This window comes from Psychrobacter sp. 1Y4 (genome assembly GCF_051847555.1).
The window spans coordinates 18,582-41,995 of the sequence record NZ_JBPYDE010000013.1; the positions used below are offsets into that span (position 1 = coordinate 18,582).

At 41.8% G+C, this 23,414-nt stretch carries 18 protein-coding genes and 4 tRNA genes; 14 read left to right on the forward strand and 8 right to left on the reverse strand.

Annotation, left to right across the window (positions count from 1 at the left end; translation table 11 throughout):
* The first annotated feature begins 302 nt into the window (after positions 1-302).
* Positions 303-378, forward strand: a tRNA-Val gene (locus tag ACS8FC_RS11250).
* 54 nt (positions 379-432) lie between these two features.
* A tRNA-Asp gene (locus ACS8FC_RS11255) sits at positions 433-509 on the forward strand.
* A 235-nt stretch (positions 510-744) separates the two neighbouring features.
* Here ACS8FC_RS11255 and ACS8FC_RS11260 read toward each other — a convergent pair.
* The 6 genes from ACS8FC_RS11260 to ACS8FC_RS11285 all read right to left on the reverse strand — a co-directional run bounded on the left by ACS8FC_RS11260 (position 745) and on the right by ACS8FC_RS11285 (position 5,213).
* On the reverse strand, positions 745-1,155 hold the full coding sequence (locus ACS8FC_RS11260) for a DUF3293 domain-containing protein (protein WP_439296863.1): 411 nt from the start codon (positions 1,153-1,155) through the stop codon (positions 745-747).
* Positions 1,156-1,286: 131 nt separating this feature from the next.
* The gene (locus tag ACS8FC_RS11265; RefSeq protein ID WP_439296864.1) at positions 1,287-2,645 is read right to left on the reverse strand and encodes a tyrosine-type recombinase/integrase; all 1,359 of its coding nucleotides are present in this window, start codon (positions 2,643-2,645) and stop codon (positions 1,287-1,289) included.
* Between the two features lie 164 nt (positions 2,646-2,809).
* A tRNA-Leu gene (locus ACS8FC_RS11270) sits at positions 2,810-2,896 on the reverse strand.
* A gap of 124 nt (positions 2,897-3,020) precedes the next feature.
* Positions 3,021-3,094: transfer RNA gene (locus ACS8FC_RS11275), tRNA-Cys, on the reverse strand.
* 211 nt (positions 3,095-3,305) lie between these two features.
* Positions 3,306-3,440, reverse strand: a complete 135-nt coding sequence (locus tag ACS8FC_RS11280) for a putative transporter small subunit (protein ID WP_299219501.1) — start codon at positions 3,438-3,440, stop codon at positions 3,306-3,308.
* A 99-nt stretch (positions 3,441-3,539) separates the two neighbouring features.
* Entirely contained in the window at positions 3,540-5,213 is a 1,674-nt protein-coding gene (locus ACS8FC_RS11285) for a sodium:solute symporter family protein (protein WP_439260981.1), read from the reverse strand.
* A gap of 1,012 nt (positions 5,214-6,225) precedes the next feature.
* Here ACS8FC_RS11285 and folD point away from each other — a divergent pair.
* Entirely contained in the window at positions 6,226-7,107 is an 882-nt protein-coding gene (gene folD, locus ACS8FC_RS11290) for a bifunctional methylenetetrahydrofolate dehydrogenase/methenyltetrahydrofolate cyclohydrolase FolD (protein ID WP_439296916.1), read from the forward strand.
* A 59-nt stretch (positions 7,108-7,166) separates the two neighbouring features.
* On the opposite strand, the gene corA is transcribed toward folD, so the two are convergent.
* Entirely contained in the window at positions 7,167-8,381 is a 1,215-nt protein-coding gene (corA, locus tag ACS8FC_RS11295; RefSeq protein ID WP_439296865.1) for a magnesium/cobalt transporter CorA, read from the reverse strand.
* A gap of 104 nt (positions 8,382-8,485) precedes the next feature.
* Entirely contained in the window at positions 8,486-8,875 is a 390-nt protein-coding gene (locus tag ACS8FC_RS11300; protein WP_299219506.1) for a DUF2237 family protein, read from the reverse strand.
* Between the two features lie 661 nt (positions 8,876-9,536).
* Here ACS8FC_RS11300 and ACS8FC_RS11305 point away from each other — a divergent pair.
* The 11 genes from ACS8FC_RS11305 to der all read left to right on the forward strand — a co-directional run bounded on the left by ACS8FC_RS11305 (position 9,537) and on the right by der (position 23,358).
* Entirely contained in the window at positions 9,537-10,862 is a 1,326-nt protein-coding gene (locus ACS8FC_RS11305; RefSeq protein ID WP_439296866.1) for an ATP phosphoribosyltransferase regulatory subunit, read from the forward strand.
* A gap of 157 nt (positions 10,863-11,019) precedes the next feature.
* A complete protein-coding gene (locus ACS8FC_RS11310; protein WP_299219509.1) occupies positions 11,020-12,309 on the forward strand; it encodes an adenylosuccinate synthase in 1,290 nt (429 codons plus the stop codon).
* A gap of 319 nt (positions 12,310-12,628) precedes the next feature.
* Positions 12,629-13,060, forward strand: coding sequence for a nucleoside-diphosphate kinase (ndk, locus tag ACS8FC_RS11315; protein ID WP_439296867.1), 432 nt, complete (start codon positions 12,629-12,631; stop codon positions 13,058-13,060).
* 366 nt (positions 13,061-13,426) lie between these two features.
* The gene (gene rlmN, locus ACS8FC_RS11320) at positions 13,427-14,671 is read left to right on the forward strand and encodes a dual-specificity RNA methyltransferase RlmN (protein WP_439296868.1); all 1,245 of its coding nucleotides are present in this window, start codon (positions 13,427-13,429) and stop codon (positions 14,669-14,671) included.
* A gap of 272 nt (positions 14,672-14,943) precedes the next feature.
* On the forward strand, positions 14,944-15,873 hold the full coding sequence (gene pilW, locus ACS8FC_RS11325; protein ID WP_439260976.1) for a type IV pilus biogenesis/stability protein PilW: 930 nt from the start codon (positions 14,944-14,946) through the stop codon (positions 15,871-15,873).
* Positions 15,864-16,700, forward strand: a complete 837-nt coding sequence (locus ACS8FC_RS11330; RefSeq protein ID WP_439260975.1) for a helix-turn-helix domain-containing protein — start codon at positions 15,864-15,866, stop codon at positions 16,698-16,700. The genes pilW and ACS8FC_RS11330 overlap by 10 nt, the downstream gene beginning before the upstream one ends.
* A 101-nt stretch (positions 16,701-16,801) precedes the next feature.
* Positions 16,802-17,917, forward strand: a complete 1,116-nt coding sequence (gene ispG, locus ACS8FC_RS11335) for a flavodoxin-dependent (E)-4-hydroxy-3-methylbut-2-enyl-diphosphate synthase (protein ID WP_439260974.1) — start codon at positions 16,802-16,804, stop codon at positions 17,915-17,917.
* A 124-nt stretch (positions 17,918-18,041) separates the two neighbouring features.
* Positions 18,042-19,331: a histidine--tRNA ligase gene (gene hisS, locus ACS8FC_RS11340; RefSeq protein ID WP_439296869.1), complete on the forward strand. Its 1,290-nt coding sequence runs from the start codon at positions 18,042-18,044 to the stop codon at positions 19,329-19,331.
* Between the two features lie 93 nt (positions 19,332-19,424).
* Positions 19,425-20,246 carry a YfgM family protein gene (locus tag ACS8FC_RS11345; protein ID WP_439260972.1) on the forward strand — a complete coding sequence of 274 codons (822 nt, stop codon included), beginning with the start codon at positions 19,425-19,427 and terminating at the stop codon, positions 20,244-20,246.
* A gap of 123 nt (positions 20,247-20,369) precedes the next feature.
* Entirely contained in the window at positions 20,370-21,578 is a 1,209-nt protein-coding gene (gene bamB, locus ACS8FC_RS11350) for an outer membrane protein assembly factor BamB (protein ID WP_439296871.1), read from the forward strand.
* Between the two features lie 349 nt (positions 21,579-21,927).
* The gene (der, locus tag ACS8FC_RS11355) at positions 21,928-23,358 is read left to right on the forward strand and encodes a ribosome biogenesis GTPase Der (protein ID WP_439296872.1); all 1,431 of its coding nucleotides are present in this window, start codon (positions 21,928-21,930) and stop codon (positions 23,356-23,358) included.
* Positions 23,359-23,414 lie beyond the last annotated feature (56 nt).

Consider the following 23,414-nt stretch of genomic DNA (forward strand, 5'->3'; position numbering starts at 1 on the left):
AGAAATTATAGGCCCTTAATTTAACGAGTTTAATTTAATTTCTCTAATAGTCTTATTTGAATTTTAAAATGATGAAGTTAATAGCTAGCTATTGTTCTACTATTATAAATTATGCTTACTGTTTTTATAAAGTGAGTATGGATTACTTTCTTATGTAGAGTAACCCATAAAATAATATTTGACAGTTAGCTATAACTCTATATAATGCACTACCTCAGCAAGTATACTTGTTTGATAAGTTATAGTGAAATTAATTAATATTTGATAACTCTGATTAAATGTTATTTAAAACATTACTCTAAGGGTGATTAGCTCAGTTGGTAGAGCGTCTGCCTTACACGCAGAATGTCGGCGGTTCGAATCCGTCATCACCCACCACTCTTTAGTATAGTGCTAATGCGCTAGGTGGTTAAATAAACTAAAACGACCTTAGCAGCGGTAGTTCAGTTGGTTAGAATACCGGCCTGTCACGCCGGGGGTCGCGGGTTCGAGTCCCGTCCGCTGCGCCATATTTAAAATAAATTTAAACTTTCGAGTTTAAGCAATTTTTGCCTCAAGTATTAGTTTACTTGAGGTTTTTTTGTCTGAATTTTATCAAAACGCTTTGCTTAGATAGCCGTGCTAATGCCTAATTATTATATTCTCTAATTTACTAATTTTTTGCATTAGGCTTATAGCTTGATCTGTATTTAATAAATACCTGAAAAACAGGGTAGGTTTAAAGATAAATGTTAGTCTGTTAACCTACTTTAAATTAGGGTTCAATAGTAATATAGGTAAGCCAGCACAGGTGACATATACCACAGCATTTTGCTCAAAGGTGCAACATAGTTTGAGACTGCTGTTTTGGTCTATTGGATAAGCAAAGAAACTGTTTTCTCGCCATTTACCGTCAGGACTTTCACCATAGCCTTCCGTTACGTTTAAGCCTTGTTTGAGCAACTCATTTTTTAGTTCTTGATTAGCCTGCTCGTTTTCTTCAACAGTACGCTCTTTTCCTAATGGATTCCAAGCTGTAATAAACAGTCCACCAGCTGGAGAAAATGGCTGCAAGAGAGATGCAGCTTTGGATGATGTTTTATCAATATTGAGTAAAGTATCATCAAACTTATAATTAGTTTGATGATAGGCTTCCAAAAGGGGGAGGTCTAACATAAAAGGGCTCGATTAGATTTTTGTTGAGACCTATGTTATCAGAAATAGTCTTTGGATAAACTTAGTTATTTACGACAGTAATTTAGTTTTTAGTAAATAGTATATTGCTCAATTAATTTAAGAATGAAAGGCTATCCTTTATTTCCTAATAGCTCTAGTACTTTATCCTCTCCGAGCTGATCAATCAATGCTTGCAGCTGGGCAGTAGAGTCAGCTTGTAATTGTGCATCTGCTCTAAACTCCGCTGTCTTTCTGCCTTCTCTCAAAGCGTCTAAATAGTCAGCCCACTTCTGCATCATATCCGCTCGATCATCAAGGTACTCAAATCGACCATATGCCGTGCCATTAGGATCTTTAGTCGTATGACCCAATGCCATCTCTACGAGCACTAGAGAGTACTTTAGTTGCTCTTGCAGGATAGTCTTCGCTGTCGCTCTAAAGCCATGAGCGCAATGTATGTCTTTATACCCTAAATCCTTTAGACGCTTATTAGCGGTAGCGTCAGATAGGATCTGATGCTTTTTTGCCGTCTGGCTAAAAAAGACATATTCAGTATGCCCATTAATCTTTTGTTGCTCATGTAAGATTGCTACGGCTTGACGCGGTAGGGGAACCACCATGTCCTTGACCATATTTACCTTGCCTTGTCCCTTCAATGGCTTTAATCGCCACCTGCCAGCCTCTAGGTCTAGATCAGCCCAGCGCATACGTCTTAAATCACCATTGCGAACAAACAGAAGCGCTAATAGCCTAAGGGAATTTATGGTGTTCGGGTCACCTTCTATTGTCTCGATAGCTTTAAGTAATTTAGCCAAGTCTTTAGGCGTAGTAACCGCAGGACGATGGCCATAACTTGATTTAGCCAACTGGCTCTTAATAAGCGCCGCAGGATCGCTCGTACAGAAGCCTCGTGCCCCAGCATAGACAAACACATCACTGGCAATGCCAGCACAGCGTTCAGCCTTGTCTGTGGGCTTACCATCCTTGTTTAATGAGTTTGCTTGAATGTCTAACAGCACTTCAAGCATTTTAGGAGAGGTGATATCGCTGATTGGCTCGTCACCAATATATTTGCATATAAGATCAAGACGACCTTTCTTACGAATGAGGGTATTACTCTTCTGAGTCTGATCTAGACTGTCAAAGTACTCCCAAGCAAAATGATTAAAAGAGTTTTTAGTTTTTATAATAATACTTTTCTTAATTTCTTCACGATGAAGTTTTGGGTCAATACCTTTGCTTAACAGATCTTCATACTCACGCCAAACTTCACAGGCACGAGCATACGAGATATTTGGATATATACCGATGGAGATAATACTTTGTTTGGGATTTGAAGGCGGGTAGTATCGATACATCCATGACTTAGTTTCAGTAGGACGCACCATCAAGAATAGTTTAGGGTGGTTTTTGACAGGAACGAAGTACTTCTTATCTTCAGGCTTATGGCTGCTGATGCTTCGGTCTGAACTGATCGCTTTTCTTTCCATATCCTAGATCTCCATGAGTAGACTCAAAACTCGGTATACTTGACAGTATACTCAAAGTGCATGGATTAGGATAGATTCATAGGACAGTATAGAACACCAGATACAACAAAGCCCCTGATATCAGGGGCTTTAGCTGTTCTATAAGATAGTATAGGACTATGTAATGGTACCCGGAGCCGGACTTGAACCGGCACGCTCGTTAGAGCGAGGGATTTTAAATCCCTTGTGTCTACCAATTTCACCACCCGGGCAAAACTTGTTTTATCTACAATGTGAACTAGCTGATAGACCATCTAGTTACTAGATAAGTGGTCGCTATTATAAGCGGTTGTGCTAATAATGCAAGCCTAAATTAACGTAAAGTTAATAAATAATTGGAGGCTGGAGTCGGAATCGAACCGGCGTTAACGGAGTTGCAGTCCGCTGCATGACCACTCTGCCATCCAGCCAATCAAGGTGGACTATATTAGCAAAAATAATTTAAATTACAAGTCATTTTTTAGCTAAAAATAAGTTATTTACTAATGTAAGTCGATTTAAGCATTATTTAAAGATATTTGAGCAGTTATTATCCTATCAATAAGTGTTCAGTGGATGATAAGACAAGAATGCTGCAACACCTTTTATAAGTGTTGCAGCTAAACTTGTCCAATAATCTGTTTATAAGATGTCTTTGTTATTACGTTTGGCTTTTTTGATGTCACGATAAGTCGCAGTACAAATCAAAACCAGTACACCAAGTGTAATTGCAGGCCAAATTAAAATATATAAGCCATAAATAAAGACGTTGTCCATGATATCTCCTTATAGTATTTATAAATATGGGGTTTAAGAGCAATCGACGATCAGCTATCTACCGACCATCGTTGTCTAACCATCATTACCTAAGATGATCTATACTTTCGCATTTGGTATTTTTGATACTTTAGCTTTTTTATCATAGTCACCAACACGCTTTTTAATCAGCTCAAAATCAAAACGTTCATTGCCCATTAGACTGACGATGACACAGACGATGGTACTAGCGCCATAAGCCGTTAGTGAGGCGAGTAGGACCATATATTGACGTAAGAAGCCAGTAGCGAAAATGAGCATCAGTACCAGCGTAATAGCTGCCGCTAACATACCGATTTTACGGCCTAAGAAGCCAAATACCATTAGTCCAATCACGACTGCGGCGCCAACACTTGCTAATACTTCAAAGAATAAAGCCGTGTAACCAATGATCGGCAAAAGCTCAAAGCGAGCTATACAGAAAAACAGCAAACCGATAATGACCGCAGAGGTGAAAGCGGTATTGGTCACACGATTCCAAAATACACTGGCTATCACAGGGAAGACAATTGCACCCCACAATGCACCTACGAATACCAACATCACTAAAATATCTAGCTTAAAGCTAGCAAAGATCAGACCAGCAGCAGTGGCAATAATCATGGTACTACGACCAACCAGCATCATAGTCTTAGGTTTGACTTTACCTCTAGCGATGTTCTTACCATATACATCTGCCATCATAATGGTCGATAATGCCGACAAGTCTGAATCAGCAGTCGATGACAATGAGCCGATGACCAAGATAAAGAACAAGGCGATAAAGACAGGATGCAAATAAGTACTGACCATTTGCGGGATCAGGTTGTTCATATTGCCGTCAAGTGGCTCAATACCAATGGTCAAGGCCATCAAACCAATCATGCCAAGACCGATGACGATACCTGCATAGCCAACTGTGGCCGTGACAAACGTCGCTTTGATCTTGGTTTTATCAATCGCAAATAAGCGCTGCGTAATGGTTTGGTTACCAATAGCATAAGCCAATACGGCGACAAAATAAGGCGCACCTTGCTGAAAAAATGCCTCAGGCGAAAAGAAGTTCTGTTGCTCAAGCGTCAAGTTGGATAGTCCGCTGACCATAACTTCAGGCCCACCCATCGCAAATAATACTGCCGGAATAATAACGATACCAATGGCCATTAAAGCGACCAATTGGGCAAAGTCAGTGAAGACTGAGGCGCGAAACCCTGAAGTTAGGGTATAGCTCAGTACTCCGACACCCGCAATAATCACCCCTGTTTGGAACGATAACGGTGATAGTACCGATACCAACGCCCCAGCCGCAGTGAAATTGACCATCAAGCTAATTAAGCTGCCCATAAGGTTGGATATGGCTAAAATTAATTGGCTTGATGAGCCATGACGAGCGTGAATAAGTTCGCCTAAAGTATGTCCATCAGGAGCAAGCTCACGAAAGCGCATGCCAAAAGGGTAGATAAATAAAATCATTAGCGCGCCCCAAAAGCCATAATGTATCGGCCCTGAAACGCCATACTTATAGCCAGAAGTAGCGGCGGCATAAAACGATGCTGCCCAAATCCAAGTAGCGGTCATACTGGCTGCACCCATACCAAAACCGACACCATGGCCTGCGACCATAAAACCTGACGTCGTCTCTTTGTCTTTTTTAATCAACAATGACAATAAGTAAGTGCCGCCATAAAACGCTAACAACAATAAAATAATGGTTAACGATGAAAATTGGAACAATGACTCAGTTTTCAAATTCATACCTCGAGATTGTTTTAGATAAAAAAGTTGGTACTACAATTTATAGTCCCAACCAATTATGAATTGAGTAATCAGACTAATACTATGAATATCACAAAATCTGTTGTTTCATTAACAGTCAGTTAGCAAAACATGCGATGAGGATGCTACATACCAAGGATCAAACATCGGATAATATGATATATAGCAAACAGTAGCCCCCAAATGACTGGCGTCTAATAATGGGGTTGCCATCACGCTCATATAGTCGCATGTCATAGTAGATGTTACAGATGAGTACTTATCAACAAAGTACTAACGAACACGAAGTAATAACTACTACTTCGCATTAGATATAGACAGCTAAAGTCGGCACTCGTTTTTTATTCAAGATTTTTAGAAAAATCTAAACTTTCAAATATATGAATAACGATGTGAGAGCTCTGTAACTGCCATAAGCAAGTTGGCTAAATGAAACTCTGGCCAATAGCGCGTGAAAACATGTAAATAGCGTTTGACTCCGTTTGAGTCTATAACTGATGTTTTATACTATTCACAAATAAAACTTACCCATAAAACGACATCCGTGTTAAATATAAGTAACATTTACGTGTCACAAGAGTAACACTAATAAGCCTTCAATCTCAAGTTTAAGAGTGATCTTGGGCTTTAATGACTGGTGACTGCCAAGTTTTAGTCGTAAGTGATAATCTTATCTACGTTAATATGTCTTATAAGAACATATAAGAATTTGCAATATTTAAGAGGTAATCTTTATTGACGACTGGGCTTTTGGTCGCAAAATAGGTACAATATCTTGCTTAGTACGGTGTCTGCTCTTTAAGAGATTTATTAGCATAATTGCTACCTCAATTGTCCTGATGATGTGCAAAATGCGGGATATATACGCTCATAGTAAGCCACTGCTCACCTATGTTTACTGAGCAAAATAATGGCCGACACTGTTTCCCTCTTATTTATTGCTTTATTCATTGGAGTTACCATGTCAAATGCCTCGTCAATTGAAACGACGATGACGTCAGATAATCAATCTGCCACCTTATTAGACGGCAAAGCACTTGCTAAGCAAATAGAGCAAGAACTGCGTACACGCGTAGATAATATCAAAGACAAGACTGGTCGTACGCCAAGTTTGGCAACGATATTGGTTGGTGATGATCCTGCTTCTGCCACTTATGTGCGTATGAAAGGTAACGCCTGTAAGCGCGTCGGTATGGACTCTATTCGAGTTGAGATGCCAAGTGCGACAACCACAGAGGAGCTTAAAGCCAAGATAGACGAGCTTAACAACAATCCAGATGTCCATGGCATATTGCTCCAGCATCCTGTCCCTGATCATGTTGATGAGCGTGCATGTTTTGAGCAGATTGATTTGGCAAAGGACGTTGATGGGGTGACGTGCTTGGGCTTTGGTCGTATGGCGATGCAGCAGTCTGCCTATGGTTCATGTACGCCGCAAGGCATCATGCATTTATTGGAACACTATAATATAGAGCTTGCAGGTTTGGAGGCAGTGGTCGTAGGACGTAGTGCCATCTTGGGTAAGCCAATGGCAATGATGCTATTAAATGCCAACTGTACAGTGACCATGTGTCATTCAAGAACGCAGGATTTGGCTGAGCATATTAAGCGTGCTGATATTGTCGTTGGGGCTGTAGGTGTGCCTGAGCTGATTAAAGCAGAGTGGATCAAAAAAGGGGCAGTAGTGGTCGATGCAGGCTTTCATCCAACCGACAATGGCGGCGTCGGCGATATTGAATTGAATGGCATAGAGAATATTGCTAGTGCTTATACGCCTGTTCCAGGTGGCGTAGGTCCAATGACTATTAACACATTGATTCGTCAAACAGTCGATGCAGCTGAAAAGTCAGCGGGTTTAGATGCTCATAAATAGACTGAACGATATGATAAAAAAGGCTGCTATCTAGTAGCCTTTTTTTATATCAACTTATCTTACAACCATTTTAGCCTTTTAAAATTATAATACAGATAACTACATAAGGCGATGATAAGTCCCATGATCACAAGGTATGAGTATTTCCAATGTAGCTCAGGCATAAAGTCAAAGTTCATCCCATAAATACCAGCAATGGCAGTCGGTACGGCTAAGATACCTGCCCAAGCAGCAAGCTTACGTACCACCTCGTTTTGTCCCATGTTCACCATCGCCATATAAGTATTCATCACCACACTGAGCATCTCGTTCAAACCATTAATAGCGTCTAAAGAGTGGAGTAGATGGTCATTGACATCACGAAAGTAAGGTTTTGCTGCTTGCGAAAATCCAGAGACCAACTCGCTTTTTTTGTGATTGATAAAAAAACTACAGATGTCTTGTACAGGCAAGATAATCGCGCGCATATTTACCAATTGTGACTTGAGCTCATAGAGGTTTTTTAATGTGCTTTTATTAAACTCATAACTAAAGACATAGCGCTCTTGCTCGCGCAAATAGCTGCCTAGGCGATCAGTGACTGGCATATAGTTATCGACAATAAAATCGAGAATAGCATGCAATACAAATATGGGCCCCATGCGTAGCTTTTCAGGGCGACGATTGCAGTGTTCACGTACGGGTGCATACGAGTTGGAAGGACCATTACGAATCGTAATCAGATAGTTTTTACCCATAAATATGGCAGTAGTACCATAGCGTATAATGTTGTCCTCCAATTTTGCAGTCCGCAATACTACAAATACCATGTCGTTGTCATAGTTTTCGACTTTGGCGCGCTGATGATCGGCAAACGCATCTTCAATCGCCAGCTCATGTAAGTCAAAAGCATTTTGGACTTTAGTCATGGTCTCTAAACTGGGATCATACAATCCAAGCCAGATAAATTGGCCATTGTTGCTAAGCGCACGACTGACGTCATTGAGCGCCACTTGGCTCAGTTGCTCGCCTGTCTTGCGCGAATAAGCATAGCAGTTGACCACTTCATCATCACTAGACAAATCAATGTCTTCATAACGCTCAGAGTCAGGATCGTATACCGTCATGGTCTCGATGGTATCTTCGGCCGTGGCATCCACGTCTCCGTAGATATAGCTGTCATAACTATTTAGATAGGGATGACTGTCACTGATATCAGAATAGATACGACTAATATTAGAGTCAGGTGTAATGCGGGTGTTCGTCTTAATAGATAGATCGTCATTGCGCTCCATACACCCTCCCTTGTTGCTTTTATAAAATCTAAATGGCTACTTTCTATTCAAAATGGCCCAAATGAATTCAGCCTAGAAAAGCCCAACGATAAACCATGTCGATGTTATATCGCATAGCGTTTTAAAGTGTCAATATCGACCAGTGTTAATAAACTCTCATGACAACCTTCTAGCTTCAATTTTGGTGCGATATCGAAATCTAGTGCTTCAACCCAGCGTAGCGCACAGATACACCAATAATCACCAGGTTTTAGACCTGGAAAGTTGTATTCTGGCAAAGGCGTGATTAAGTCATTACCACGGCTTGATGAAAAGTTTAAAAACTCACTGGTCATCTTGGCACAAACGGTATGCTGACCAACATCATGATTGCCAGTATGACAAAAACCATTACGATAATAGCCAGTAATAGGATCAAAGCAGCAGCTGGCAAGAGCAGTACCTAATACATTGGTCTGGTTAATAGCAGGGTTAGGGTGGTAGTCAGATGACATAAGGTCTCCGAAATTAAGTGATTGTATAGAATGGGAGTTGATAAATTTTTACCGTAGTTTGTATATTGTTAGTCGTGGTTTTTGTAGGTAAACGAACTGGAATAAATTTGCTGTAATATCTGCAGTTTTAGCAAGCAAAAAATTATACCAGCTGTGCGTGGCTACTAATGTATCGACTTTATCTCGAGATAATTATAGCCTGTCTACTAATAGCCTAAAACATAGGCTAGTGTAACATGGGTCTATTAAAAAGATGTGAACCAAATCATTCATCACGACTTAATAGAGGATGAAAGCGATCATAAACGATCGTTTTGGCTAAGAATAAATCGCCATAATGCAATAATGTATTTATGACTAGATAGAACGTATTGATATGAATTGTGACTAGGCGAACCCCAGTTGCTATGCTAAACTAAAACATAAAGTGCGCTGATCATTTACTATAATTAGCGCATAAAGATACTCGTCTTATCATCCTAACTTATACTTATTACTCACCCTTTTGCAGTTACCTAGTTTGTTTATAAATAATTGGGCCAATGGTGTTGCGTGTTAAAAATGTGTCAAAAACATACAGTAGCCATCGTTGATGTAATCATAAACAAAACCTTACTATGCCGCGTTTTTTGGTAAGCAATACGCCAAACAAGGATTTATTGTGTCTGTCAGTTCTTATTCAGCTGTACCCGTCCAATCACGTTCTGAAATTAATCCCACCTCTCAGCATGCTGATGATAGTAGCGTACCCAATCATCTGCCACATTTAAGCAATTTTCATCTCAGTAATTTTACCGCAGAAGTTGCCAATAGCTGGCTGCTACCTGATGGTGTGGTTGATGTATTGTTTGAAGATGCGCAAAAGCAAGAAGTGCTGCGACATCAGTTGACTCAGCAGCTTATTACTCACGGCTATCAGCTAGTCTGTCCGCCGATGATTGAGTTTACAGAATCATTATTAAGTGATGCATCGGAGGATCTTAAACGTCAAACCTTTAAAATCATCGATCAGCTTACAGGTCGTTTGATGGGTGTGCGTGCGGATATTACACCGCAGATTTTGCGTATCGATGCCCATCATGGTGGGGCAGGTATTGCGCGTTATTGCTATGCAGGTGATGTCATTCATACCTTACCCTCAGGATTGTTTGGATCGCGTACGCCACTGCAGTTAGGTGCTGAGATATTTGGTTGTGCATCGCTAAGTGCAGATTTTGAATTGATAGATGTGTTATTTACGATGGTCAATGACCTAAATATGAGTGCAGCTTTGCACATTGACTTGGGTCATGTGGCGATATTTAAACGGTTGGCTTTATTGGTTGAGCTATCAGATAGTGACACTAAGCAATTGATGCATTTATATGCCAACAAAAACTTACCAGAGTTAAAGCGCGTCTGCCAAACATTACCCATGGGTAGTGATTTTTATGCTTTAGCGCGCTTTGGTCACGACATGACACGGCTATTGGCGAAGCTGTCAGATACCGCACAACAAGATACCGAGATTGTTACCGCAGTCGATGAATTACAGCGCTTAAAAACCCATCTGCAAGAGCAGTGGAATTGTAATGTCAGTATCGATGTCACTGAGCTGTCGGGCTATCACTATCATACTGGTATTGTATTTAATGGCTATATCAACAGTGAAACCCAACCATTAGTACGTGGTGGACGTTTCGATGGTATGCAAAGTGGTGGTCACCTAACAAATAGCCAGCCACGTGAAGCCACAGGTTTTAGTATGGATGTCAGTCGCTTGTTAGCACATGTCGAACTGGCTGCTCCAGTGGTAGTGGTCGTTGATTATGCTGCAATTAACAATATGGATAGCGAACAAAGACAGACGCTACGTCAACAAGTTGATAGCTTACGCCAGCAAGGTTACCGAGTCACTGTACCGCTGGATATGCATGACTGTCCTCAAGACGTCACGCATCGATTAAGTATCGTTGACAACCAGTGGCAATTAACCGCTGTTGAATAAAGCTATTTTATTGAAAATAATTGTATTAAAAAATGGGTTTATCAAAAGACAGTATCGTCAAAAAGCATCATTTTTCGTTTAGTTTTAAATTGTTATCGTATGGCTGTTTGATAATGAACAAGCCATGCACCTTAATACATCATTGTAAGGATTAATTATGGGTAAGAATGTCGTAGTTTTAGGTAGCCAATGGGGTGATGAAGGTAAGGGTAAAATCGTTGATTTACTTACCGAAAAAGCCTCAGCAGTAGCACGTTTTCAAGGTGGCCATAATGCTGGTCATACGTTAGTTGTCGATGGCAAAACCACTGTCTTGCATCTTATTCCATCAGGTATTTTACGTGAAGGTGTAACCTGCTTTATTGGTAATGGCGTTGTACTAGCACCTGATGCTTTATTAAAAGAGATGAAAGCGCTTGAAAACAACAACGTGCCTGTACGTGAGCGCCTACGTATTTCACCTAACTGCCCACTTATCATGCCTTATCATGTGGCACTCGATCAAGCTCGTGAAGCAAAGCGCGGTACTGGTAAAATCGGTACAACAGGTCGCGGTATCGGTCCTGCATACGAAGACAAAGTTGCGCGCCGTGCGATCAAGCTTGCTGATTTATTCCGTGAAGACCTAGAAGAAAAACTACGTAACCTAATCGAATATCATAATTTCCAGCTGACTCAGTATTATAAAGTTGACGCGATTGATTTTGATGAGACACTCAAGCTATGCCAAGAGTGGAAAGAAGAGATTAAAGGCATGGTAACTGATGTCACTGAAGACCTTAATCAGTTGCGTTTGGCTGGCAAGAATTTAATGTTTGAAGGTGCGCAAGGTACATTGCTTGATATAGATCATGGTACTTATCCGTTTGTGACTAGCTCAAGTGTTACGGCAGGCGGCGTATCTACTGGTACGGGTATTGGTCCATTGTATTTGGACTATGTACTTGGTATCACTAAAGCCTACACCACACGTGTTGGTAGTGGTCCGTTCCCAACAGAATTATTTGACGATGTCGGTGCCCATTTAGCCAAAGTTGGTCATGAGTTTGGTGCAACCACTGGTCGTGCACGTCGCTGTGGTTGGTTTGATGCAGAAGCCCTACGCCGCGCCGTTGTACTGAACTCTATGTCAGGTATCTGCTTGACTAAGCTTGACGTATTAGATGGTTTAGAAGAGCTATTAATTGGTGTTGGTTATGAATTACCAGAGACTGAATGCGCAGGCGCGCATGATGCTGAGTTTTATGAATCAGTAACACCAAAGTATGAGACGCTAGAAGGTTGGAGCGAATCTACTGTCGGTATTACCAACTATGATGACTTGCCAGAAAATGCTAAAAAATACATCAAGCGTATCGAAGCGTTGATTGGCTGCCCAGTTGATATCATCTCAACGGGTCCTGATCGCGAAGAGACCATCGTATTGCGTGATCCGTATGATGCGTAGATAAATAGAACAAACTATTGAATGACAAAACCCTAATGTCCAGCTAAGAGCTAGCATTAGGGTTTTTTATAAAGATTAATAATACTGGTAAATATACAATATATAGTATGTACCTCTTAACTTTTAGTAATGCAAAATTTACGTTTAAGTAAGCTGGTATCATAATTAATCCTATCATTTATAGCGCCAATCATTATAATAGGCAACAATCACATGTCGAGGCTCAGATATACGAATTGGTAAATCTGAAATGCCTGAGTATTATAGTGATAATAAACGATTCAAACCCTTACCTTTATAATTCTATTAGGAGCTTCTCATGGCTAACGAACGTACTTTATCTATCATCAAACCTGACGCAGTTGGTAACAACAATATCGGCGAAATCTACAGCCGCTTTGAAAAAAACGGTCTAAAAATCGTTGCTGCAAAAATGTTGCAACTTGATGATGAAAAAGCAGGCGGCTTCTACGCTGAGCATGCTGAGCGTCCATTTTACAATGACCTAAAGTCATTCATGATGTCAGGTCCAGTATTGGTATCAGTATTAGAAGGCGAAAATGCTATCGCTAAGCACCGCGAAATCATGGGTGCAACCAACCCAAAAGAAGCTGCTGAAGGCACTATCCGTGCTGACTTCGCTAGCAGCATTGACGAAAACGCAGTACATGGTTCAGATTCAGCAGAGTCAGCCGCACGTGAAATCAGCTACTTCTTCAGCGATGATGAAGTTTGTGCACGTACGCGCTAATAATTATTATTAATATCCGCTTATGATATTGAGCGTTAATCATTAGTATTGTAAGGACGGCTTATACTCAACTGGGTATAAGCCGTTTGCGCTACTACTGAACTTTTTTGTATTTTGTTGAATATGCTATTATTAATCAGTCTATGCTCAAGCTTATCGGTTGTTTTTGTTGAAATTTATTATTATGTCCCTCATTATTAATTTTCAATCATTTAATTAGCGTTATCAATCCCTTATCAGTACATTGTCGCTGTAGATAATCATTTGTATTTTATAACTGACAAAGTTTGCGCTCATAGCGGATTGCTCAATGCAGCACTTAATTGTATTACTACGCTCATGGCTTAGGCCAAAAGGTTACTTATTATGTCAACGATTCAAGCTCCTACTCAGCATGTGCCTACTAAGCTTACTAATAGCATTAAGTTGGTAGATGAAGCGCAGGCAAAAACCAATCTATTAGGTATGACGCAAGCACAGCTCGCTGATTACTTTAAGAGCATCGGTGAAAAACCATTTCGTGCCACTCAAGTGATTAAGTGGATTTATCAGCACGGGGTGACTGATTTTGAGCAGATGACCAATCTAAGTAAGTCGTTGCGCGACAAGTTGTCTATGCACGCCTGCGTAACCCCGCCAAAGGTTATCCATCGTCAATATAGTGATGATGGTACCCGTAAATGGGTGTTTGAGGTCACTGGGGGCTCATTGGTTGAGACGGTGCTAATCCCAGCAGATGATAGTAAAGCAAATGGCCGTAAAACGTTGTGTGTGTCTTCACAAGTCGGCTGTGCATTGGACTGTAGTTTTTGTAGTACAGGTAAGCAAGGCTTTGAGCGTGATTTGAGCGTCGCTGAGATTATCGGGCAGTTGTGGGTCGCCAACGCTTCTTATATGGCAGACGAAAACGACAGCTTAGAAAACGTCGATCATAGCTTATGGGAGAACAACGTGACCAACGTTGTCATGATGGGCATGGGTGAGCCATTATTGAATTATAAACCAGTGGTCAGCTCGATGGAGATTATGCTTAGTGATCATGCTTATGGTTTATCCAAACGCCGAGTCACTTTATCGACGTCAGGTGTGGTGCCAAAGATGTATCAGTTAGCGAAGGATATTGATGTGGCTTTAGCCATTTCACTGCATGCACCCAACGATGAATTACGTAATGAGTTGGTACCAATTAATAAAAAATATCCATTAAGCGAGTTGATCGCTGCGGCAAAAAATTATGTCTATGACGTCAATCCGCGCCACAAAAAACATGTCACGATTGAATACGTCATGTTAGATGGCGTCAATGACAGCAATGAGCACGCTGAGCAGTTGGTTGCATTACTTGATGGTTTGCCAAGTAAAATAAACCTGATACCGTTCAATCCATTCCCGCATGCCCCTTACGATAAATCAAGTAACAATCGCATTCATGCGTTTAGTAATATTTTGAGCGAAGCAGGTTTTGTTTGCACCATTCGCCAAACGCGCGGTGATGATATTGATGCAGCCTGTGGTCAATTGGTTGGACAAGTCGCCGATCGAACCAGACGGTCAGCGGCATGGCAACAAAGCATTAAAGACCGCGATGCTAAGGGTAACGCTGCTGTCTAATGAGTGACGGAGTGACAGCAATAGTGGCTCAGTCTAAGACAAGAAACAGATAGGGTTACGTTCCTATTGGTTTTAGTAAATAATATTTATAACCATAAAAATGCAGTCATGGTAACTAAATTGTACTTAAGGGGTTTAAATCCATTAAACTAATGGCTCATTGGAACTCTAGTATTAAATTTACAGTACTAAAACTCAGTTTTATAATGGCGGCTATGATAATGTTTGAATATTTTTGTCAATTTAAGACTCAGCGTAAAACATCTTTAATAATGAAGGAGTCCTCAGTAGCGAGTGCTTATCAAAAAACAAACTATACTATCTCTGGTAATCCTGAGTCTAGTAACCTAAAGTTTGGGAGCCTAAAAAATCGGCTGATAGCTAGTGCAATCGCTACCTTATTACTAGCGGGTTGCCAAAGTACACCAACAGATGGCTTAACTGGAAGTACGCGTTATCAAACGTCTACTCAGCCAAGCGATATTCGTAATCTTGACAAGCAGGAGATCGCTCGCGTACGTACATCGCTTGCCGCGCAATACATTCGTAAAAACGAGCTTGATACCGCGCAGCGTCAACTTGAAAAAGCTTTTGCTGCTGATAGCCGATACGCGCCAGCCTATGATATGATGGGCGTTTTGTTGCAACAAGAGGGCAGCCGCCTTAATCTTGAAAAGGCCGATCAATACTTTAAAAAAGCCATCTCGCTTGACAAGGATTTTGATCAAGTGCGTAACAACTACGGTGTCTATTTATCGCAGATGAAGCGTTATAGCGAGGCGGCAGAGCAGTTTGAGATTGCAGGTGCAGCACTTGGTTATGAAGGACGTATTGGTGCACTTGAGAACCTAGGGCGCACTTACCTACAGTTGAATAACCATCCAGCGGCGGCCAAAGCGTTTTTGCGAGCGTTAGATGGTAATCGTAATAGCTTGATCGCTCATATTGAGCTGGTCGATTTGTTGCTTGAGCAGCAGCGTGTACAGCAAGCACAACGGCTTTATGATGAAACCTTATTGCTCGTACAAGGTCAGGGTGTTAGTCCGCGATTGCTTTTACAAGGTATTAAGCTTGCCGCCGTTCAAAATGATAGAACCACGCGTCAACGATTAGCACAACAGCTATTATCTGCTTATCCATTAAGTGATGAAGCAAAACAACTTAAGACTTGGCTTAACAATCCAGAGGCATCATGGAAATGAACAACCCATCATCAAATCATCAGTCTAACGCTCAGGGATCATTTGGTGCCACGCTGCAGCAAGCCCGTAAAAGTAAGCAGATCAGTTTAAAAGAAGCCGCCAGTGAATTATTCATCTTAGAGCGTCATTTACAAGCACTAGAAGAAGAGGATTTTGCCGCTTTACCGCAAGTTACCTTTGCGCGTGGTTTTGTCATTAACTATGCAAAATTTTTGCAGTTGGATCCCACAAAAATCGCGACAAGCTTCGATGCAGCGTATCCAGATGAGATGAGAGCGCAGTCGGTGAGTAACATTGATACACCGCTGCGCCCGATGGGAACCTTACAACGTGATAGTCGTAGCCGCATCCGCTTTAACCCGTTGTTGATTCTTGCAATCATAGGGCTTATTGTATTGGCGGTGTTTTTATTTCGCATGGTCACTAATGCCAGTCAAGATAACGCTACATCTACCACAGCCGTCGAAGACTTGTCAGCATCAGAGCAAGCTCAAGGGGCAGCGGTTGATACTCAGTATGATAGTACTGGTTTAGATAGTGTGGGTGCGTCCGGTTCAGCACTTAATTTAGATAGTAATAGTGATATCAGTGCGGTCACATTGGACGTTGAGGTCATAGACACTACCAACGTAGATATTACGGATGCGTCTGGTAACAGTCTGATGTCAGGTAGCCAAACCAGTGGTAACTATAAACTGCTTGGTACGCCGCCATTTAACATCCAAATTGATAATATTGACAATGTAAAATTATTACTTAATCAAGAGTCGGTTGCGTTAAATGAGTATGCAACCGATAAACAAGCAAGCTTTGCGTTGGCGCCATAATGATTTGATCGTTACAGGCTTAACAGCTTGTCATAGTAATGTTATGGCCGCTTTAAGATTGCTTATATTTTTTATCTTTTGTTCTCATTAAAGGATTCTTTATGTCCACGTCATCGCCTATTACTCGCCGTCCTACCAAAAAGATCTATGTCGGTGATGTCGCGATTGGCGGCGATGCACCGATTAGTGTGCAAAGCATGACCAACACAGACACTTGTGATATAGCCGCAACAGTCGCTCAAATTGAACGCTGCGTTGATGCTGGTGCTGACTTCATGCGCGTCTCGACTCCAACGATGGAGACAGTTGAAGCGTTTGGTAAGATTCGTAAACTGGTGAGCGTACCTTTGGTTGCTGATGTGCATTTTGATCACAAGATTGCACTAGCAGTTGCTGAAGCAGGGGCGGACTGTCTGCGAATTAATCCAGGCAACATCGGTAGCGATGCTAAAGTGCGTGAAGTTGTGGCCTGTGCTAAACATCATAATATTCCAATTCGCATTGGGGTGAACGCTGGATCTTTAGAAAAGGACATTCAGCGTAAATATACTGAGCCGACGGGCGAGGCGATGCTTGAGTCAGCGATGCGTCATATCGATATATTAGAACGTTTAAACTTTGATCAATATAAAGTGTCTGTCAAAGCGAGTAATGTGTTTTTAACTTTGGATGCGTATCGCTTAATATCGGCACAAATTGACAATCCGCTACATCTTGGTGTCACTGAAGCTGGGGTATATCGTACTGGCGCCGTCAAATCTGCAATCGCGCTTGGCGGTTTATTATTAGATGGTATCGGTGATACCATTCGTATCTCTTTGGCAGCAGAACCAGAAGAAGAGATCAAAATCGGTTTTGATATCTTAAAATCACTCAATATTCGTTCTAATGGTGTAAACTTCATCGCATGCCCAAGCTGCTCTCGTCAAGAGTTTGACGTGATTAAGGTAATGACTGCGTTAGAAGCTCGTTTAGAAGATGTGCGTGAGCCCATGAATCTATCGGTGATTGGTTGTAAAGTGAACGGTCCAGGAGAGGCAAAAGAGTCTGACATCGGTATCGTAGGCGCAGCTCCCAAATCCCTGGTATACCGCATGGGTGAAAAAAGTCATCTTATCGATACCAATAATCTGGTTGATGAGATTGAGAGTATGGTACGTGCTCATGCAAGCGAGCTGGAAAAGTCACGTGAAAATGAAATTATTAGAGTTAAATAGATGATGCAACTATTCATCGCCCTGAGTCTGTGAGTAGTAAATCATTAGTAAGCATCTAAGTGCTAGTAGTAACGATAATAACAATAGAGACAGTCGTTATAATATTTGAGGATATGACCGAATCATGATCAAAGCTATTAAAGGGTTTAATGACATTCTGCCAGAACAGGCAGCAAAGTGGCTACAACTAGAAGCTGTATTGGCAGATGTATTGGCTCGTTACGGTTACGAAAATATTCGCCTGCCCATCGTTGAGCAGACTGATCTATTTGCTCGTGCTATTGGCGGTGCGACTGATATCGTTGAAAAAGAGATGTATAGCTTCGCTGATAAGTCTGAACCACCAACACCTCTGACCTTGCGTCCTGAAGGTACAGCAGGGGCAGTGCGTGCAGTGCTTGAGCATAACTTGCTACGCGGTGACACGCCAAAACTCTGGTATATCGGCCCTATGTTTCGTTATGAGCGCCCGCAAAAAGGACGCTACCGTCAGTTTCATCAGATAGGGGTAGAGAGCTTTGGTAGCGCGTTGCCAGATGCTGATGCTGAGCTGATTGCAATGACCCATCTAATGTGGCAAGAGCTGGGTCTCAAAGATGAGATGCGTCTGCAATTAAACAGCTTGGGCGAAATCGATGAGCGCCGTGCCTACCGAGATGCTCTAGTTGCCTACTTAACGGACAAGCAAGATCAGCTTGATGAGGACAGTAAGCGCCGTTTGACTACCAATCCGCTACGGATTTTGGACAGTAAAGAGCCAAGTACCCAAGCACTGCTTACTCATGCACCCAAGCTTGCTGACTTCTTAGGGATAGAAAGTAAGGTCCATTTTGAGCAAGTTCAAACGTACCTGACGACGCTTGGTATAGATTACGAAATCAATCCGCACTTAGTTCGCGGTCTTGATTATTATAATAAAACGGTTTTTGAATGGGTCACTGATAAGCTTGGTAGTCAAGCAACTGTCTGTGCTGGTGGGCGCTATGATGGCCTGATTGGACAGCTAAAGTCTGTCGGCACACGTGACGACAAACCAGTTAAGTCTGAGCCTGCCGTTGGTTTTGCAATGGGTCTTGAGCGTTTATTGCTACTTATTGAAGCGGTAGCTCCTATGCCAGATGCGTCAGTCTGTGACGTCTTTGTCGTTGCGCAGCCAGAAGTCTATGGGTTTGGTATCAACTATGCGCAGCAGTTACGTTATAGCCGTCCAGATTTGCGAATTAAGATGGCGAGTGCAACCAGTATGAAAGCACAAATGAAAAAAGCAGATAAATCTGGTGCAGCTTTGACAGTTATAATTGCACAACAAGAGCTTGACGATAATACAATCAGTATTAAAGACATGCAGACGGGCGAACAGCAGTCAGTTGCCCAAGATTGGCTAGCGAGCACAAAGAACTTTACACGTCTGTAGTTATGTTAGTAGTAGCGTCTGGTAGAATGACCAACGCTCACTCGCTGCTCAGCAATTAGATTTTAGCAACTAGATTTTATCAGGTAAATAAACATGGCTCAAAATACCCAGTCGCCTAATACAGACAACTCTATGCAAGCGCTCAAGCAGTATGGTAGCTACATTCTGACAGCTATTTTATTGGCCTTAGCCGGTTATTTTGGCTGGACATATTGGCAAGAGAATCACGCACGGGTAGATACCGTAGCCGCTGATCAATATGCTGATATCCAAAGACTTAATGAAGAAGTAAGTCTGGCAGCACAGAACCCAGATCTAGAGGCTGAAGCATCCACGGCACTTGCTGCTAGTCGTGCCCAGCTAAATAAAGACATCGATGCATTAGTCAGTACGCATGGTAAGTCGGTTTACGCCTGGCAAGCTTTAATGATCAAAGCTCGCCAACAAGTCGATAGCGATGATTTCGCGGGTGCGACTGAGACCTTAGAAAAGGCATTGGCCATAGATCTAGGAGATGCAGGTTTAAATGCGATTACGCGTTTACGCTACGCTGAAACATTGTTGTCAGCAGGGGACACAGATGCTGCACTATCAGAAGCTAATAATGATATGCCAAGCTCATTTGAGGCAAGCCAACAAGAGTTACTAGGTGATATTTATTTAGCAAAAAATGATGAAGATGCTGCTATTAAAGCCTATACTAATGCTTGGAGCCTGATTGGTAAACGTCAAGAAACTAGAGCAGTATTGGCATTAAAAATGGAGAGTCTGGGTATTGTACCTGAACCCATCGATGAACCTGCTAGTCTTATTCAAGCAGCTGCCATACCAGAACCAACAGCAGCGCAAAATGCCAGTGCAGATATTCAGAGTAGCGTTAACAATAGTAACGATTCTGACCAAGCAGCGCAGTAAATCCGTATTATAATCAACAATAATGTATATCGTAGACAATGATAATGCTACCTATGACAGCTTTTTAAGCCAATAGCATAGTCCGTTGACCGATAGTTAATTTATTCGTAATGAGAGCAGACAATGACCCTATCTAATCGCTTCAGCAAAAAAACCAAAAATAAGACCATGAAGTCGACTGTCATGAACGTGGCGGCTTTGGCGCTGATGACGACTGCTGTTGTTGGTTGTAATCGCGGTATTAAGCCGGTGGTAAACGATCCAGTCGAATTGGTACAAATTGCACAACCTGTTAGCGTCCTGCAGCCAATATTTAGCGTCGACGTTGGTAACAAGAAAGTCAGTAAAAAAGACCCGCTTGCCTTACAAGTTGGTTATAGTAATGGGCAAACTGTTACAGCATCACGTGGTGGCGAGTTGACAGGTTTTGATAACGCAGGTCAGCGCTTATGGTCCATCAACGTTGATGAGCAAATTACTGGTGGTGTAACGATAGATTCATTAAGTCAGACTGCTATTGTGAGTACACGCAGTGGTTTGGTAATGGCTTTTGATAGCACAACTGGTGCTAAGCGTTGGCAAAAACAGCTGTCAGGTTCAGTGCTGACGCCTGCGCTGGTTAGCAACAATCGAGTCGTTTTATCTGCCAATGATGGCTTCTTACACGGTTTATCTTTACAAACAGGTCAGTCAATCTGGCAATTTGCCACTCAAGTACCAGCTATTAGCGTACGCGGTAGTGCAGCGCCAACACTATTAGATGACAAAACAGCATTACTTGCTACTGCTGATGGTCGCCTTCATGCTATTACGCTTGATAATGGCTTGCCGCAGTGGTCAAGACGTGTTGGTGTCGGTGCTGGCAGCAGCGAAGTTGAGCGCATGAGCGATGTTGACGGTATGCCTGTTGTCGACAATAATCAGCTATATGCGATCAGTTACAGCGGTCAATTGCTAGGGATTGATTTAACATCGCGCCAAGTCATGTTCGTGAATGAATTGGCAAGCTTAAAATCACTTGCCGTAAATGATCAGCAAATCATTGCCACCAGTTTAGAAGGTAAAGTTGTCGCTTACGACCGTAATAATGGTAATGTGTTGTGGGAGAGTGAAGCGCTTGCTTATCGTGACTTGACGAATCCTGTGATGATTGGCAATTACATCGCTGTTGGTGATCTTGAGGGCGTCGTGCATTTGTTTAATCCTGCAAACGGCGATATCGTAAGCCGAGTACAAACTAAGGGTGCGTTGACCGATCTACAAGTGCAGGGTAACCGCTTAATGACGCAAAGTACTTCTGGGCAAGTAGCCATATGGCAATTGGCTCGTTAAGTAGCAATATATGGTGCTACTTTGGCTGACTTTTATGCCATTAAAAGGCCTTATTAAATAATAATCTTTGATAAAGATATTAAGCAATAAGGCTATGCTATGACGTTTAAACGCTGCTTTGTCAGCGTTTAATGCCTTGTACAAATAGCGCGTTTAGCGTAATCTATGCGCCTTTATGATAAGGGCAATTATTTACAATTAATGTGCTGTTTTTTCTATTAATCCATCATCTATCCCATTAAAAGACTATTATCTTTTATAATAGGTTCTTTGTCTTCATCATTCATTTAAGTTTGCGGTCATATGACACCTATTTGTTGTTATTACTGACCATTATTGAGAGTAACGCATGAGTATCAAGCCCGTGGTCGCGCTAATTGGTCGCCCCAATGTAGGTAAATCTACTTTATTTAATCAGTTTACTAAAAGTCGTCAGGCTTTGGTTGCGGATCTATCCGGTTTGACTCGTGATCGTCAATACGGTGATGCTACCTATGAGGGCAAATCGTTTATCGTAGTAGATACTGGCGGTATCGGTGAGGCCGATGATGGCAGAGGCGATATTGATGATTATATGTCTGAGCAGTCGCATACGGCAATTCATGAAGCTGACATCATCGTATTTGTGGTTGATGCACGTGCTGGTATGATCGGCGCTGATGCAGAAATTGGTAAGTTTTTACATACCCTAGGTAAGCCTGTATATGTTGTCGCCAACAAAGTCGATGGCACGCATGATTCGGCCTCTGCAGAATTTTATGCATTAGGGTTAGGCGAGCCTTATCCAATGGCTGCCAGTCATGGTCGCGGTGTCGGTAACTTACTAGAAGTTATCACTGCCGATATGCCAGAAGATGTCGATACAGGAGAGCCGGATGGTCTTAAACTGGCTATCATTGGGCGTCCAAACGTAGGTAAATCGACTTTGGTTAACCGTCTATTGGGTGAAAACCGAGTCGTCGTCTTTGATATGCCTGGTACCACACGTGATAGTATCTATATTCCTTATAAACGTGATGGCAAAAATTATGTATTGATTGATACTGCTGGTGTACGCCGCCGCGGCCGTATCGATGAAAAAGTAGAAAAATTCTCCGTCATCAAAACTTTGCAAGCGATTGAAGACTCTAATGTTACTGTCATCGTGATCGATGCACAAGAAGGTATCGTCGATCAAGACCTTCATATGATCGGTTATGCACTTGATGCAGGTCGAGCATTAGTCGTTGCGATTAATAAATGGGATGGGCTGACGCACGAACAAAAAGACTATATCAAAATTGAGATGGAGCGTCGTTTTAACTTTATACCCTACGTAAAAGTGCATTTAATCTCTGCGCTGCATGGTACTGGTGTCGGGAATCTGTATCCTTCTATTTTACGCGCCTATCAGTCCTCGATGTTTGAGGTATCTACCAACCGCTTAACACAAATATTGCAAGATGCAGTCATTGCAAACCCGCCACCAACTGTTGGTGGTCGCCGTATCAAACTGCGTTACGCTCACATTGGTGGTCATAACCCGCCCGTTATCGTTGTTCATGGTAATCAAACAGGGTCGTTGCCTAAAAGCTACCAGCGTTATCTTGAAAACCAGTTTCGCCAAGTGTTTAAGCTTGAAGGTACACCGCTTAATGTCGTCTTTAAGCTCAATGAAAACCCTTATGCTAATAAGAGTGACACGCCAACTAAAGCCAAAGCTCAGCAATTGCTACAGCGTCAACGCAATCGTAAGCCAAAATATTCAAAAAGTCATAGAAAAACGGATAAAAAACAATAGTTGAGACCTTTAAAGACTTCTACAATGGAAGTCTTTAAATTAAATATCAAAAAACT

Coding starts and splice junctions, on each gene's coding strand:
- ACS8FC_RS11260 (WP_439296863.1), bottom strand. CDS start 1,155: ATGTTAGACCTCCCCCTTTTGGAAGCCTATCATCAAACTAATTATAAG.
- ACS8FC_RS11265 (WP_439296864.1), bottom strand. CDS start 2,645: ATGGAAAGAAAAGCGATCAGTTCAGACCGAAGCATCAGCAGCCATAAG.
- ACS8FC_RS11280 (WP_299219501.1), bottom strand. CDS start 3,440: ATGGACAACGTCTTTATTTATGGCTTATATATTTTAATTTGGCCTGCA.
- ACS8FC_RS11285 (WP_439260981.1), bottom strand. CDS start 5,213: ATGAATTTGAAAACTGAGTCATTGTTCCAATTTTCATCGTTAACCATT.
- folD (WP_439296916.1), top strand. CDS start 6,226: ATGACGTCAGATAATCAATCTGCCACCTTATTAGACGGCAAAGCACTT.
- corA (WP_439296865.1), bottom strand. CDS start 8,381: ATGGAGCGCAATGACGATCTATCTATTAAGACGAACACCCGCATTACA.
- ACS8FC_RS11300 (WP_299219506.1), bottom strand. CDS start 8,875: ATGTCATCTGACTACCACCCTAACCCTGCTATTAACCAGACCAATGTA.
- ACS8FC_RS11310 (WP_299219509.1), top strand. CDS start 11,020: ATGGGTAAGAATGTCGTAGTTTTAGGTAGCCAATGGGGTGATGAAGGT.
- ndk (WP_439296867.1), top strand. CDS start 12,629: ATGGCTAACGAACGTACTTTATCTATCATCAAACCTGACGCAGTTGGT.
- rlmN (WP_439296868.1), top strand. CDS start 13,427: ATGTCAACGATTCAAGCTCCTACTCAGCATGTGCCTACTAAGCTTACT.
- pilW (WP_439260976.1), top strand. CDS start 14,944: ATGAAGGAGTCCTCAGTAGCGAGTGCTTATCAAAAAACAAACTATACT.
- ACS8FC_RS11330 (WP_439260975.1), top strand. CDS start 15,864: ATGGAAATGAACAACCCATCATCAAATCATCAGTCTAACGCTCAGGGA.
- ispG (WP_439260974.1), top strand. CDS start 16,802: ATGTCCACGTCATCGCCTATTACTCGCCGTCCTACCAAAAAGATCTAT.
- hisS (WP_439296869.1), top strand. CDS start 18,042: ATGATCAAAGCTATTAAAGGGTTTAATGACATTCTGCCAGAACAGGCA.
- ACS8FC_RS11345 (WP_439260972.1), top strand. CDS start 19,425: ATGGCTCAAAATACCCAGTCGCCTAATACAGACAACTCTATGCAAGCG.
- bamB (WP_439296871.1), top strand. CDS start 20,370: ATGACCCTATCTAATCGCTTCAGCAAAAAAACCAAAAATAAGACCATG.
- der (WP_439296872.1), top strand. CDS start 21,928: ATGAGTATCAAGCCCGTGGTCGCGCTAATTGGTCGCCCCAATGTAGGT.